At 53.9% G+C, this 14,282-nt stretch carries 11 protein-coding genes; 4 read left to right on the top strand and 7 right to left on the bottom strand.

Going from position 1 to position 14,282, the window contains the following annotated elements:
* Positions 1-39: 39 nt before the first annotated feature.
* The 3 genes from BD749_RS14545 to BD749_RS14535 all read left to right on the top strand — a co-directional run bounded on the left by BD749_RS14545 (position 40) and on the right by BD749_RS14535 (position 4,412).
* Positions 40-1,308 carry a replication-associated recombination protein A gene (locus tag BD749_RS14545; protein WP_101445630.1) on the top strand — a complete coding sequence of 423 codons (1,269 nt, stop codon included), beginning with the start codon at positions 40-42 and terminating at the stop codon, positions 1,306-1,308.
* A gap of 314 nt (positions 1,309-1,622) precedes the next feature.
* Positions 1,623-3,386, top strand: a complete 1,764-nt coding sequence (sppA, locus tag BD749_RS14540; protein ID WP_101445628.1) for a signal peptide peptidase SppA — start codon at positions 1,623-1,625, stop codon at positions 3,384-3,386.
* A gap of 210 nt (positions 3,387-3,596) precedes the next feature.
* Positions 3,597-4,412 carry a purine-nucleoside phosphorylase gene (locus tag BD749_RS14535; protein WP_180336419.1) on the top strand — a complete coding sequence of 272 codons (816 nt, stop codon included), beginning with the start codon at positions 3,597-3,599 and terminating at the stop codon, positions 4,410-4,412.
* Positions 4,413-4,491: 79 nt separating this feature from the next.
* On the opposite strand, the gene BD749_RS14530 is transcribed toward BD749_RS14535, so the two are convergent.
* From BD749_RS14530 to trxA, 6 genes are all read right to left on the bottom strand, one after another.
* Positions 4,492-5,253, bottom strand: coding sequence for a CPBP family glutamic-type intramembrane protease (locus BD749_RS14530; protein WP_101445624.1), 762 nt, complete (start codon positions 5,251-5,253; stop codon positions 4,492-4,494).
* 10 nt (positions 5,254-5,263) lie between these two features.
* The gene (locus BD749_RS14525) at positions 5,264-6,079 is read right to left on the bottom strand and encodes a DUF4249 domain-containing protein (RefSeq protein WP_101445622.1); all 816 of its coding nucleotides are present in this window, start codon (positions 6,077-6,079) and stop codon (positions 5,264-5,266) included.
* The gene (locus BD749_RS14520; RefSeq protein WP_180336418.1) at positions 6,079-8,394 is read right to left on the bottom strand and encodes a TonB-dependent receptor; all 2,316 of its coding nucleotides are present in this window, start codon (positions 8,392-8,394) and stop codon (positions 6,079-6,081) included. The genes BD749_RS14525 and BD749_RS14520 overlap by 1 nt, the downstream gene beginning before the upstream one ends.
* A gap of 159 nt (positions 8,395-8,553) precedes the next feature.
* Positions 8,554-10,425 carry a M61 family metallopeptidase gene (locus BD749_RS14515; RefSeq protein WP_180336417.1) on the bottom strand — a complete coding sequence of 624 codons (1,872 nt, stop codon included), beginning with the start codon at positions 10,423-10,425 and terminating at the stop codon, positions 8,554-8,556.
* Positions 10,426-10,733: 308 nt separating this feature from the next.
* Complete coding sequence (locus BD749_RS14510) at positions 10,734-11,006, bottom strand: hypothetical protein (RefSeq protein ID WP_101445620.1); 273 nt, start codon at positions 11,004-11,006, stop codon at positions 10,734-10,736.
* 150 nt (positions 11,007-11,156) lie between these two features.
* Positions 11,157-11,465 (bottom strand): thioredoxin, encoded by a 309-nt coding sequence (gene trxA / locus BD749_RS14505; protein WP_101445618.1) that lies wholly within the window; start codon positions 11,463-11,465, stop codon positions 11,157-11,159.
* Between the two features lie 233 nt (positions 11,466-11,698).
* On the opposite strand from trxA, the gene BD749_RS14500 reads away from it, so the two are divergent.
* Positions 11,699-12,934, top strand: a complete 1,236-nt coding sequence (locus BD749_RS14500; RefSeq protein ID WP_101445616.1) for an alpha/beta hydrolase family protein — start codon at positions 11,699-11,701, stop codon at positions 12,932-12,934.
* Between the two features lie 455 nt (positions 12,935-13,389).
* On the opposite strand, the gene BD749_RS14495 is transcribed toward BD749_RS14500, so the two are convergent.
* On the bottom strand, positions 13,390-14,193 hold the full coding sequence (locus tag BD749_RS14495; protein WP_101445614.1) for a class I SAM-dependent methyltransferase: 804 nt from the start codon (positions 14,191-14,193) through the stop codon (positions 13,390-13,392).
* Between the last annotated feature and the right edge of the window lie 89 nt (positions 14,194-14,282).

Here is a 14,282-nt window from a genome sequence, read left to right as displayed (position 1 = left end):
TTCGTAACTTTGTTTAGACTGATTTTCTGAAAAGAGCTGATGATTCACCCGAACATACCTTTGGCCGAGCGCATGCGGCCACACAACCTGGACCAGTATTACGGACAAAAACACCTGGTAGGCCCCGACGGCATCCTGCGCCGCTACATCGAGGGGGGCGTTATCCCGAGCATGATCTTGTGGGGACCTCCCGGCGTGGGCAAAACAACCCTGGCCAACATCATCGCCAACCAAATGAAAGTGCCATTCGTGGCCCTGAGCGCGATCAACTCGGGCGTGAAAGACATCCGGGAGGTGATCGATCAGGCGAAAAAGCGGCAGGGCACAGTGTTGTTCATCGACGAGATCCACCGCTTCAACAAGTCGCAGCAGGATGCGCTGCTGGGCGCTGTGGAAAAAGGCACGGTCACACTGGTGGGCGCCACGACCGAGAACCCATCCTTTGAAGTGATATCGGCCTTGCTGTCCCGCTGCCAGGTATACATTCTCAAGCACCTGACCAAAGATGAGCTGATCGAACTGGTAGACAAAGCACTGGAGCAGGATGAGTGGATGCGCCACCGCAAGGTGCGGGTGGAGGAGTACGAAGCGCTGCTGACCATCTCGGGAGGCGATGCCCGCAAGTTGCTGAACCTGCTCGAGATCGTGGCCGAAGGTATAAAAGCCGACGAGGTGGTGGTGACCAACGAACTGGTGAAGCAGGTGGCCCAGCAGAACATCGTGATGTACGACAAGTCGGGTGAGATGCACTACGATCTGGTGTCTGCCTTCATCAAGTCCATACGCGGCTCCGATCCGAACGCAGCTGTTTACTGGCTGGCCCGCATGATCGAGGGTGGCGAGGACCCCAAGTTCATTGCCCGCCGTTTGCTTATTGCGTCTTCTGAGGACATTGGGCTGGCAAATGCGAACGCCTTGCTTATGGCCACCAACTGTTTCCAGGCGGTGCAGATGATCGGCTACCCGGAAGCGGAAATTATTCTCTCGCAATGCACGGTATACCTGGCCACCTCGCCTAAGAGCAACGCCAGTTACAAGGCCATCAAACAGGCGCGTCAGCTGGTGCAACAGACCGGCAACCTGCCCGTGCCGCTGCACATCCGCAATGCGCCTACCAAACTGATGAAGGAGATCGGCTACGGCAACAACTACAAGTACGCCCACGACTACGAAGGAAATTTTGTACAGCAGGAGTTCATGCCGCAGGAGCTCACCAACACGGCCCTCTACCAGCCCGGCGACAACGCCCGCGAGCGCGACCTGCTCAAACAGTTGCAAGCCCAGTGGGGGAAGAAGTATCGGTACTAGGAGTTTGGGAGTTAGAGGGTTGAGGAATTAGAAAGTTATCAGAAGTTACGAGTTGTCATTTGTAGGGACAGGTCGCGACCTGTCAGAATTGTGCACCGTCAACATTCAACAATTCAACCATTTAACTTCCAACCTTTCTAACTTCTCAACTTTCTAACTCCCAAACTCCTTCGTCTATGAAAAGGCCGGGTTGGTCGAGTATGCGGTTTAATGGCACCTGGTATTGAACTTTAAGCGCTATTTTTGTTTATTGTATGCAGGGACACCTATTTTCCTGTACCTTTAAATCAGAACCTTAACCCTAATTAGAACCTATGTTGAATTTCCTCAGATATGTGCTGGCAACTATTCTTGGCCTGTTCATATTCTTCTTTCTGGGCTTCCTGATCATGGTGGGCATCATCGCCGCGTCGGCCTCAAAAGGCGATGTGACGGTAGCCGCAAACTCCGTGCTGGAACTTAAACTAGACAAAGCCATCGTAGAGCGCGAGGAGGAGAATCCTTTCGGCGACTTTTCCATTGGCTTCTTCTCCATGAGCAGCAACGACGGCCTTGACCAGATCAAAGCCTCCATTCGTCGCGCCAAGACCGATGACAACATCAAAGGCATTTTCCTGAACATGCGCTTCGTGGATGCTGGGATGGGCAAGCTGGAAGAGATTCGTGACGAGCTGATCGACTTTAAAGAGTCGGGGAAGTTCATCGTTTCTTATGGCGACATGACCAACGAAAAGGCCTATTACCTGTCTTCTGTAGCCGATAAGATATACCTGAACCCAATGGGCACGCTCGAGTTCAACGGCATCAGTTCCGAGGTGTTCTTCTTCAAAGGCACCCTGGAGAAGCTCGATATCAAACCCGAGATCTTTAAAGTGGGTGACTTTAAGAGCGCCGTAGAGCCTTTCTTCCTTGATAAGATGAGCGAAGCCAACCGCGAGCAGATGACCTCTTTCCTGAACTCGATCAACGACTACCAGCTGCGCAACATTGCCAAGGCCCGTGGCAAGACCTACGAGGAGCTGAAAAAAGTATCGGACGAGGTGCTGGTGCGCGAAGCCGAGGACGCCAAAACCCATGGCCTGGCTACCGACATCGGCTACTTTGACGAAGCCATTGACTACATGAAAGAGCAGGTGGGTGTGGAGAAAGACAAGAAGCTGCAACTGGTGAGCCTGGACAAGTATAAGAAAGTGAAAGACTCTGAGAAGAGTGGCTCATCCAAAAACCGCATCGCCGTTATTTATGCAGAAGGCGACATCGTAGACGGCGAAGGCGGTGACGACGAGATCGGCAGCACCCGCTATGCCGAAGCGATCCGCAACGCCCGCATGGACAAGAACGTGAAGGCTGTGGTGCTGCGCATCAACTCTCCGGGCGGTAGCGCGCTGGCATCTGATGTGATGTGGCGCGAGATTCAGGAGACCCGCAAAGTGAAGCCGGTGATCGCCTCTATGTCCGACGTGGCTGCCTCCGGTGGTTACTACATGGCCATGGGTTGCGATACCATCGTGGCGCACCCGAACACCATTACGGGTAGCATCGGTGTGTTTGGCATCGTTCCGAACTTCGAAGGGTTCTTTAAAAACAAGATGGGCATCACAGTGGACCGCGTAAGCACCGGTAACCACTCCGATATGCCAACCGTGACCCGCGCCATGACGCCATTTGAAAAGGAGATCGTGCAGCGCGAGATCAACAAGATTTACGAGGTGTTCACGCAGAAAGCCGCCGACGGCCGTGGCATGACGCAGGACGAACTGAAGAAATACGCTTCGGGCCGCGTGTGGTCAGGTATAGAAGCCAAGGACCGCAACCTGGTGGACGTGCATGGTGGACTCGACAAAGCCATTGAGATCGCCGCCGCCCGCGTAGGTATAGCAGATGACTACCGCATCAAGGAACTGCCGCGCCGCAAGACCTTTATCGAAGAGATGTTTGGAGAGGCCGGCTCGCAAGTGAAAGAGCGTGCCGTGAAAGCCGAGCTGGGTCAGCTGTACCCGATGTACAACATGTACAAAAAAGTGGAGAACATGCAGGGCATTCAGACACGCATGCCTTTTGAACTGACAATACAGTAAAGCAGGCAGGTATAGCCTGTCGCTGCTTTTCTTTTCCAAAGCCCGCTGGTTCAAACCAGCGGGCTTTTTGTTTCGCATCGGCCTTTTGCTGCGTATCGGAACAGCGGAGCTGTAAAAGCCCTGCGCATGTACATGATTTAAATCATTTCTTCTCTCAGAATTAATGACCAATTTCGCGAACCAAAAACAGCATAAAAAACAATGAACGATATGATGCAGCAATTACGAGAGTCCGCTTCTTTTATTCAGGAACAGACAGGCAATTTTCAACCGGAGTTCGGGATCATACTGGGCACTGGCCTGGGTGCTTTGATCAAAGAAATTGAAATAGCGTACAGCCTCAACTACGCCGATATTCCGCACTTCCCGGTTTCTACGGTCGAGAGCCATACCGGTCGTCTGGCATTCGGTACGCTGGCCGGCCGCCGGGTGATCGTGATGCAGGGCCGCTTCCATTACTACGAAGGCTATACCATGAACCAGGTAGTGCACCCGGTGCGCGTGATGAAACTGCTGGGTGTGAATAAGCTATTCATCTCCAATGCCAGCGGTGGTCTGAACCCGGCTTTCAATACCTCCGACCTGATGGTGATCACTGACCACATTAACCTGCAGCCTTCCAACCCGCTCATCGGGCCAAACCTGGACGAACTGGGCCCGCGCTTCCCGGATATGAGCGAGGTATACGATGAGCAGATGGTGCGCCAGGCCATGGTAATAGCCGAAGATGCCGGTTTTACCCTGCAGGAGGGCGTATACGCCAGCGTACCAGGACCGATGCTCGAGACATTGGCAGAGTACAGCTACATTGCCCGCATAGGCGCCGATGCCGTGGGGATGTCCACTGTGCCGGAAGCCATCGCCGCCCGCCACATGGGCATGAAGATCTTCGGTATTTCGGTGATCACCGACATGGGTACGCCGGATCGCATCAAGAAAGTGAACCTGTCCGACATTCTGGAAGCCGCTGCGATAGCCGAGCCACGCATGACCATGCTGATCAAGGAACTGGTGCGTCAGCAGTAGATTTCCTTTAGTAATTTAGAGTCCCTTTGAAGCAACGCGGGGCAGTCATGTGGCTGCCCCGCGTTGCTTTGGGTATAGGTTATGTCGTCAGGTAGGTGAGGGCGAGCAGCAGGGCGTTGGAGGTGCCGTGCGCCAGTATCGCCCAGGTCAGGCCGAAACGAAGCCGCATGTAGCTCCAGAACAAGGCACCGATAAACTGTGGCACGACCAGGAGCGGGATCAGGGCGGCCGGTAAGTTCAGGTTCTCATAATTGGCCAGGTGTACGAGGGCAAACACGACCGTAAAGGTATAGAAGACCGCTCCGAAACGCTTTTCCCAAACTTGGCGCATATACTCTGCCCGATCATCCGAGAGCACCACCCAAATACCCAGGGCTAGTGTTGTAAGCCAGACCAGGGCACTCACCAGGGTGCTGATTCTGCTCATTTCCAGCAGCGGCGGCAATACGAAAATGTTAATTGTCAGAAACGAGACGATGAGCCGTTTGCGGGTATAGCGCAGGGGAGCACGGAAAAAGAACTCCTCTATAGCTGGACCCACCACGGCTACGGCCAGCAATACCAGCAGGGGGTGGGTCTCCTGCAGAAACACTTCGAGTCGGTGGCTGCCGAAATGATCGAATCCCAAAAGGCTGAGCAGACCAAAGATCACCAGCGTTATACCTACACTCAGGCTAAATTTGAGCGCGAACAGTTGCAGCAGGGGCCTCCATACCTGTTTGGGTTCAAGAAGTTGAGGCTGTAACGGTTGCGGCGCTTTCAGAAAATGCCAGAACGCCAGCACCGTCTCGCGCAGGGGTGGGTTGATCTCGACCTGTTCGGTAGGTATAGTTGCTTCCATTCGAATGGTTTTACTTCGTGATCACCACGGTTCTGCGGTTGTAGGAGAGGTTGGTGAAGATGCCGATACCGCCCTTTACCGAAGACATAATGCGCGAAGGCTGTGCAAAAGGGTTTCCGTTGGCATTGCGTGCATCCGAAACAGAACCCAGAAAATCGTAGTACTGCTGCTCAAGGTGGAACAGCGAAATGATCAGCGTATCACCCTCCTCGTAGTCGTAACCCGAACCGTAGGATACGCGCTTGCCATTGGTGAGCCGGTCGTTGGAGACGAAATCGCGGTCCGATGAGTTGGAAAGGCTGTCGCGGTGCACCATATAGCGGTAGAAATTCGCGGCATTTGGGTCATCCTGGAAAGAGGTGAGGAGGTAGGCTTTGTTCTTCTCATTGAACTTCCATTCCACCGCTTCGATCGGAACCTGGCCCAGAATGGTGGTAGAACCCGTTACGCGGCGCCCTTTGCCGTCCTTCACCTCCAGCGTCACCACATCGCCGGGCTGCAGGTTCAGCTTCTCGCTCTTGCGGTGGGTATAATACTTACCGGTTTCCTTGTTCTGCACCGGACTGAAGGGTAGCTTGATTGCTCTGCCCTTGTGCGTAATGATCACCTCCGCATCGGGCACGAGCGGCAATTCGGGTTCATTAAAATAGCTCACGCTCTCCAGCACCACGGCCCGTAGAGGCTTGCCGGGCTCCAGATAGCATTCCACCACCAACTGCGATTCGTGCGGCGGCAGTTTTACGTCTACATCCTGCTCCAGATCGCAGGACGAAAGCAGCAATAGCAGGGGCAACAGCCAGGTATAGAGCGGGCGCAGAGACTTCATCAGAACTTGAAATTATAAGTAACAGAGGGTATGACCGGGAAAAGCGACACCTGTTTGGCCTGAAAGCCAAGGGTTTCGTTATCTTCCTCGTCCTTAATCTGTTCAAAATACACAAAATACGGGTTGCGGCGGTTGTAGGCATTGTAGGCGCTGAAGGTCAGGTCGGCCTCGCCGCGTTTGGGCTTGAGCTTGAGCACCAGGCCCAGGTCCAGCCGGTGATATGCGGCCAGCCGGAAGCTGTTGCGGTCACCGTACACGGGCACCACGGTGGCGTTCTTGCCCTGCACATCCTGAAACGCAAAGCGGGCTACGGGCAGCGAGTAGGCGTTACCGGTGCCATATACAAATGCGCCGGTCAGGTTAACGCGCTTGCTCAGTTCATGCACCACCACCAGACTGAGATCGTGGCGGCGGTCGTAGCGGGTCGGGAAGCGGCGGCCCTCGTTTATCTCGTCAAACTGGCGGTAGCTCCAAGACAAGGTATAGCCCAGCCAGCCCGTGGTGCGTCCTTTAATCTTCTCGAGGTACACCTCGTTGCCATAGCTCTCGCCTTTGCCAAACAAAAACTCGGCCTCCAGATCGTCATTCACAAACAAATTAGCCCCATCGCGGAAGTCGATCTGGCGGTGCATCCACTTGTAATACAGTTCGTTGGTGACCAAATAGCGTCCTCCGCCGAAGAGATGGCTTATACCTGCGGCCACCTGCTGCGAGCGCTGCGGCTTCACGTAGTCGTTGGAAGGGTACCAGATATCGGTTGGGAGCGAGGCACCGGAGTTGGCCACCAGGTGGATGTACTGCATCATGCTGGCATAGCTGGCTTTGAGCGAGGTGTTTTCGCTGAGGCTATACCTGGCAGAGGCCCTCGGCTCAAGGGCCCCGTGGGTTTTGCCACCGCTGTTAAAGGCCGAGAGCCGCAAACCGTAATTGAGCGAGAGTTGGGCATTTACCTGATACTCATCGGCCACATAAGCAGCAGCCTCGGTGGCCGTGTAATCGTTGCCTGCCCCAAAGCTAAGGCGGTTGTCGTCGGAGTCGAAGTTGAGGCGGCCGATGGTGAAGGCGTGTCGGGTGGCCATGGCACCGAACTGCAGGGTATGGCCTTTGTCCAGAATCAGGTTGAAGTCTGTTTTGAGGGCCAGGTCGCGGATGTCGGAGGTCAGGTTGAAGCTGAACACGTCGATCTTGTTGCTGACCTGGTATTGGTAGCTGCTGCCCGAAAGCGTGGTGTTTACCTGAAAGCGCGGGTTGAACGTGTGTTGCCAACGGAGGGAGCCCACTTTGTTGCCCCAATCAAAGCCAAACTGAAAGTCTGCGTCGTTGAACGTAAAAAAGTCGCGCCCGAAATAGCCGCTCAGATACAGCTCATCTTTTTCGCCGAGCTTGTAATTTGCCTTGCCGTTGAGGTCGTAGAAATAATAGTCTGGTATGGGGTTGAAGTCTTCTTTGCCGTCCTGTATGCGGTTGATCTGGCGCGTGAAAACATCGACATAGGTGCGGCGCCCGGAAACCAGAAACGATGACTTGTCTTTCACCAAAGGGCCTTCTACAGTCAGGCGAGAAGCGATGAGGCCAATGCCACCGCTCACGCCGAGGCGCTCGTTGTTGCCTTCACGCAATTTCACGTCCACGACCGAGGAGAGCCTGCCGCCAAACTGCGCCGGAAAGCCGCCTTTGTAGAGCTCCACGCTTTCCACGGCATCCGGGTTGAACACTGAGAAAAAACCGAACAGGTGCGACGGGTTGTAAACCACCGCATCATCCAGCAGCACCAGGTTCTGGTCGGGGCCGCCGCCGCGCACGTACAAACCCGAGGCGCCCTCGCCTCCCGACTGCACGCCCGGCTTGAGCTGCAGCGTCTTGATCAGGTCGACCTCCCCGAAAAGGGCCGGCAGGAGCTTGGCTTCCCGCGTGGTCAGCGTCTCGACGCTCATCTGGTTGGCGGTGAGCTTTTGTTGCAGGGAATTGGCCTCTATCACGACTTCGCGCAGCTGGCTGTTGGCGGGCAGCAGGGCAAAGTTGATAGTCAGGTTCTGGTCGGTGATCTCAATGGTGCGGGTAGCACTCTCGTACCCGATGTAAGTGGCTTGCAAGGTATGGCTACCCTCAGGCAACTGCAAGGTATAGAAGCCCCGGGCGTCGGTTACAGCGCCGGCAGATAACTCCGGGACCGAAACCGTAGCCCCAATGAGCAGGTCTTCGCCGCCGGTGCCGCGCACGTAACCGCTGATGGTATAAGTGCTCTGGGCAAACACACTGGCAGAAACGAGGCTAAGTATAAAAATCAGGTATACAGCAAAAGCTGGAAAGCGCATTTAACTAAATTTAAAACCGGGGCTTGGAAGATCAGGCACAAAGGTACACACAAATAACCTGATCTGCCCTTGTAAAACGATCATTGTCAGATCATTTCAGGCAATTTTGCTTTAAAGAAACAGTGTGCTGGTTAAAATGTTCCTTCCGGGCGTGGTTTCTTAGGGGAGTGTCTCGTTCAGCCAGGCGGCACGCAGGCGAAGCTGCCGCTCCGTTGGTGCCTCCACGGGCTCAAGCAGGTGCAGCACCTCGCGCTTCACAGCGGTTACTTTGCCTGTCAGTTTTTTGGGTTTTATAGTGCCCTTTGCATCCTTGCGACCTACCGTTATCTCGATTTTGCTGCCTGGCTTGGCCTGCTGCAGCTCTTCGCCTATAATGTCGCGGATGTTCATCGGGGTAACTTCTTTGCCATTGAAGGCCAGCAACTGGTCGCCCTGCTTAAAACCCATCTGCCGCCCGAACTCGTCCATGTCATCGGCTTCGGCCACAGTAATTTTGTCAGCTTCGCGGTCGTAGCCCGGTACAAAGCCACCGTAGGAGTTCACCAGTTGCATGGCCACCGGCTCATACCTCACGCCGACCTTTTCAAACAGCTGTGTCAGAGGCAGGCGCTCACCGCCCTCCACGTAGCGGGAGAAGAAAGTCCGCATCTCGGGGTAGGTGAGTTCAGTTATTTTATCGAAGAGCTCATCGTCTTTAAAAGGTTTGCCTTTGCCATAGGTTTTGGCCAGGTCCTGCATCAGGTTCACCAGCCCGTACTTGCCATCCGAGAGGTCGCGCAGCTGTATGTCCAGCGCCATCCCGATCAGGGCCCCTTTCTGGTACACGTTGCCATACTGGCTTTCGTGCTCATCGAGCACTTTGGCGCTCATTTCGGTAAAGGGCAGGGTATCGTTAAAGGCCATGGAGCTGAAAATGTACTCCCGGATCTTGAGCATGAACTCGTCCACCGAAATCAGGTTTTCATATACCTGCACATGCGAGGCAAAGTACTCGGTTACACCTTCATACAACCACAGGTGTTTGGACATGCGCGGGTTGATAAAGTCGAAGTCGTGAATCTCCTCAGACTGGATGGAGAGGGGCGTTACGATATGGAAAAATTCGTGGGCCGCTACATCGCGCATGGTGCTGTTGAAGCGCTCCTCGGGCATTTCAGGTAAATAGTAAACCGATGAGTTGGAGTGCTCGAGCGCCCCATACGAACCCGATTTGCCCGGCCGCTGGGGCACGTAGATCAGAAAAGCATACTTATCGACGGGCAGAGTGCCGCCGAGGTAGCTGCGCTGCGCTTCCAGAATGTCCTGGATGTTGTCGGCAATGGGCCTGGAGGTAACGCGGCCGGTAGGGGAGTAGACGGATACCAGCACTTTGGTGCCGCCCAGGTTGAGCACCGTGGTGTCGGGCTTGTTGTACATAAGAGGCGAGTCGGCCAGCTCCACGTAATTGGGCACGGTATAGGTATCGGTGGTGGCGGTGCTGGATGTGGCCTGTAGCGCCGTGGAGCCATAAAAGCCCTGTGGCTTTGTGACAGTGAGCTCATAGGGCACCTGCTTCAGTCCGTCGAAATAACCCACAAAACCGAAGGCATTGAGCAGGAAATTCTGCCCTTCTTCGATGTTGGTGCCGCCGGGTTCAAACACCGCATCCTGCCGGCGGGCAGCATCAAAGGTATCGTCCACCCAGTACGTGATCCGGTCCAGGTTCTGAGCCTCCGAGATGCGCCAGCGGTTGGTGTCGATGCGCTCCACGGGCAGCGGTTTGCCCTGCTTGTCCAAGGCCTGAAACTCCGACACGAACTTGCCAAAATCAGAAACAGAGTAGGTGCCGGGCACGATCTTGGGCATGTTGTAGATGGCTTCGCCCTGCTTGATGGCGGGAGGGCGCACACTTACCTGTATCTTGTCGCCTTTCACCTGGGTGAGGTCGAGGGAGACGCTATAGTTGGAGGCCGTGCTTGATTGCGTTGCGACGCTGGAACAGCTGAAATGCAGGCTGAGCAGCAGCAAAAGGATTGTTTTGGTTAATTTCATGTATGCGGACGTGAGTTAACAAACTAGTTAACGGTCGTGGGCTGCTTTTGGGTTTGCAGTTGCCTTTTCTGTACGAAAGAATCGACGGAGAGGGGGCCGGCATCGTTGAACAGGTCAAACAAACCTGTGAAAATAAGCTTTGCAACCGGATGGTATAACGACAACGACTGACCGCTGTGGGCCATCAAACTAGCCATTCGGACACCCCAACCCAGCTGGCGCAGCAGGCCTAGCAGAAATTGGCTATAGACAGAGAAGTGTGCGACCAGCAGCGGAAAAGGAACTTCACAACATGCCTGCGGTGGCGCTTAAAGAACGTAAACGGTCTGTTGGTCATAGGCCGCTTCCTCGCAGCCCAGGTTCTGGTGCTTGCTCATATCCGAACTCAGGTATAGGCGCTCCTCATCTGTGGCTGGGATAGTGCTGCAGGATGCTTCCTGCCGAGTCTCCGACGTAGTTTGTTCCGTAATCTGCACCCCTGTGAGGATCTGCACCATATCAGACAGGGCAGGACGGAGGTCTCCGAAACTGAAGGCACCTGAAATAAGCGAGGCGAAGAAAACGGCGATGGCACTGTTCATTTTTCCTTTCTCCTTTCTGTAGCGATGTCTGTTCTATAGATGCATTTTAAAGCCAAAAGGCTGCTTCAGTGCCTGAATTTTTTTTGCACACGTGAACAGAATCGCTGCTATACCTTACCGGAACTCCAGAAAAGAGCCGGCTCTACCTACTTAAGTGGTATGCTGCTGTATGATCTGGCTGAGTTGATGGCCCGGCACGGCACCAGCCTGCTTCCAAACCACCTGCCCGTTTTTGAAAAGCATAAAGGTCGGCACACCCTGCACACGGTATTGCTGCGCTGCCGCCTGGTTCTTGTCCACATTGATTTTGATGACCTTCAGTTTGCCAGAAAAGTCTTTGGCCAGCTGCTCTACCACAGGGTTCATCGTCTTACAGGGGCCGCACCAGTCAGCATAAAAGTCCACGAGCACCGGCATACCCGGGCTTTTTATCAGTTCAGCGAATGATTTCTTTGCCATAGTTCAGTTTATTTCACCTGTTTTTACGAAGCGCAAAGCTAAAAGATAAACCACTTAGATGGAAAAGGCACGGTTGTATACCTGCTATGGCTGCTACGCAGTTTTGGTGGTATTCAGTTAAATGTTTTCTGGTCGATTGCCGCAAGCGGAGTGTGCTTATACCTTAAGCAGACAACCGGGAACTATAGGCGACGCAGCTTCCTTATCAGGTAGATCATTCTTTCCCAAAGTACATGACGAACCTGAAATACAAGCTGAAACAGTGGGGCAGCACCCTGGCCCTTGTCGCCCTGCTGGCACCTGTTACCCTGTCGTTCAGCTCCTGCAGCAAGAGCGATGCGGCTATACCTGAGAGCGTAACCGAGCGCGAGCGGCTCGTATCGGCGGAGAAGGTGGGTACCTTGTCATCCGCTATGCTCAAGCAACTGGCCGGTGCCTATGCCGGCAGCTTCCAGAGCCAGATCAAATACGATGTGGCCATTTACAAGGTAAGCTACCTGACCACCTTTCAGGGCCGTGAAACCGAAGCCTCCGGGCTGGTGGCCCTGCCCATGAACCTGACAACAGCTGCACCGGTGCTAAGTGTGCAGCATGGCACCATCTTCCGGCACGATGAAGCCCCCTCTGCCATGAGCGGTGGCCTGAGCGGTTTCGAAGTTTTTGCCTCCGGTGGCTACATCACGCTCATACCTGACTACCTGGGTTTTGGAGCTTCGAGGAACGTGCTTCATCCCTACTACCATCAGCAGTCTTCTGGTATAGCCGTGGTCGATCTGATCAAAGCCGCCAAGTCGCTGTACGCACAGGAAGGTATAGCCGACAACGGCCAGTTGTTTCTGGCGGGATACTCCGAAGGGGGCTACGTAACACTGGCTGCACAAAAAGAGATCGAGACCAACCCGCAGCATGGTTTGAAGATCACGGCCTCTGGTGCGGGAGCTGGCAGCTACGACCTCACAAGCATGCTGGCCGATGTGAAGGCAGGCAAGCCCTATACCTATCCCGCCTACCTGGCTTATGTGCTGATGAGCTATAACAAAACATACGCCTGGAACCGTCCGCTCACTGATTTTTACCAGGAGCCCTACGCGACCCGACTGGCAACGCTTTTCAACGGACAGCACAGCGGCAGCGCGATCAACAAGCAATTGACCACCCAGACGGAGGACTTGTTTTCAGCTACTTTCTTGGAAGGGCTCCGCGGAAATGGCGAGCAGGAACTCAAGAAAGCCCTGCAGGAGAATAGTTTTAACAACTGGGTGCCGCAGAGCCCTACCCGCCTGTATCATGGCACAGCCGATGTGATTGTGCCGTATGCCAATTCTCGCCAGACATTTGAGCGCATGAAAGCTGCCGGCGCTCCGAAGCTAGAGCTTATTCCTATCCAGCATGGCACGCACGGCAGTAGTATGATTCCGATGCTTACGGATTTGATTCCGTGGATGCAGTCGTTTGAGGCGAGTCGGTAGTGGTGATCCTTTATACGTGACGGTATAGCGGTTATTGCGTGAGCATCCACGCTCGTGATAGGTGTAATGGGGCCTCTGGCTCAGGTATAGCTAGCCATTTGGCTATACCTATGCCTGGTGTAGCTGCTGTTTATCTATACCTTAAGCTGACCTGTTTTATAGCTTGCCCTGGCCGGGCGGGCCCTGCTTTTTGTCTTGACACAAATCGAGGGCCCCTACCCCCACTCGCTGAACGCTCTCGACAGGGGAACCCCTTCACCCCCCAACAGTGGGTAATCATTTAGGTGCACCTGGCACAGCTTTTTGTTTCATAGCGTAAGGGGCAAGTTAGTCTTGCTATACCTGCCAGTGGTAAGTGGGCTACAGTGCTTTTACCTGTTGATTAGTGGTAGTAGAAAAATCCCCCCTATTCTGAAAAAATAAACTTCCTTTTAAGTTAGGACGCAGCGTAGCAGTTACCTATCTACCTTCCTGCACTTCAAGCTATACACCATCGGGATCAAATCGTGAAGATGTTTGATGCGCCAGTAGCCGTCGGGGCCCTGCACGGTGTGGTTGAAGCAGTTGTAAGGGGAGTAGGGAAACTCGTGAAATAGCTCCAGCTGCAGTTCCTGGTTCAGCAGCGCTGTAATGACCTCGCTCAGGCTGTGGTTCCAGGAATATTCTCTGTATTGAATTGGCGCATTGCGGTCGGCGTAGGTACCGGTGCTTTCCTCCACAATCGGCTCGGAAGTGTTGTGGTAAGGGTATTTCACCTGCTTGAAATCATTGTCGAACATCCACACCACCGGATGGAACTCGGCCATGTAAAAAGTGCCGCCTGGCTTCAGGAAATGGGCGATCACTTCGGCCCAGCGGTCCAGGTCGGGCAGCCAACCAACGACACCATAGGAAGTGAACACGATGTCAAACTGCCCTTGCAACTTATCCTTCAGATCATATACATTGGAGCAAACAAAGCGGGCATTCAAGCCTAGCTCCTCATTCAGCTTTTCCGCTTCTTCGATGGCCTTGTCCGACAGGTCTATCCCGGTGGCTTCGGCTCCCAGTCTGGCCCATGAGAGTGTGTCCTGCCCGAAATGGCACTGCAGGTGCAGCAGACTCTTGCCAGTAACATCACCGAGCTCTTCTAACTCAATGGCATTGAGACTGGACTTCCCTGCTTTGAAACCGGCAACATCATAAAAGGCCGAATCCTTGTGCACGGCAGTGCGCAGGTTCCAGGCTTGTCGGTTTGCTTCGAAATATTCCTGTTCCATCTTTTCTTTCAGTTGAGTAGAAGATTGTTAAAAGATAAAAATACAATAAATTGCTTAATCTAAAATTTCCTATATTTACATTTAATCTT

It is taken from the genome of Pontibacter ramchanderi (assembly GCF_002846395.1).
Taxonomy (GTDB): domain Bacteria; phylum Bacteroidota; class Bacteroidia; order Cytophagales; family Hymenobacteraceae; genus Pontibacter; species Pontibacter ramchanderi.
The sequence above is the reverse complement of the archived record's forward strand: the minus strand, read 5'-3'. Positions and strand labels throughout refer to the sequence as shown.

Coding starts and splice junctions, on each gene's coding strand:
- trxA (WP_101445618.1), bottom strand. CDS start 11,465: ATGGCAAAGAAATCATTCGCTGAACTGATAAAAAGCCCGGGTATGCCG.
- BD749_RS14525 (WP_101445622.1), bottom strand. CDS start 6,079: ATGAAGTCTCTGCGCCCGCTCTATACCTGGCTGTTGCCCCTGCTATTG.
- sppA (WP_101445628.1), top strand. CDS start 1,623: ATGTTGAATTTCCTCAGATATGTGCTGGCAACTATTCTTGGCCTGTTC.
- BD749_RS14515 (WP_180336417.1), bottom strand. CDS start 10,425: ATGAAATTAACCAAAACAATCCTTTTGCTGCTGCTCAGCCTGCATTTC.
- BD749_RS14545 (WP_101445630.1), top strand. CDS start 40: ATGATTCACCCGAACATACCTTTGGCCGAGCGCATGCGGCCACACAAC.
- BD749_RS14535 (WP_180336419.1), top strand. CDS start 3,597: ATGATGCAGCAATTACGAGAGTCCGCTTCTTTTATTCAGGAACAGACA.
- BD749_RS14500 (WP_101445616.1), top strand. CDS start 11,699: ATGACGAACCTGAAATACAAGCTGAAACAGTGGGGCAGCACCCTGGCC.
- BD749_RS14520 (WP_180336418.1), bottom strand. CDS start 8,394: ATGCGCTTTCCAGCTTTTGCTGTATACCTGATTTTTATACTTAGCCTC.
- BD749_RS14495 (WP_101445614.1), bottom strand. CDS start 14,193: ATGGAACAGGAATATTTCGAAGCAAACCGACAAGCCTGGAACCTGCGC.
- BD749_RS14530 (WP_101445624.1), bottom strand. CDS start 5,253: ATGGAAGCAACTATACCTACCGAACAGGTCGAGATCAACCCACCCCTG.
- BD749_RS14510 (WP_101445620.1), bottom strand. CDS start 11,006: ATGAACAGTGCCATCGCCGTTTTCTTCGCCTCGCTTATTTCAGGTGCC.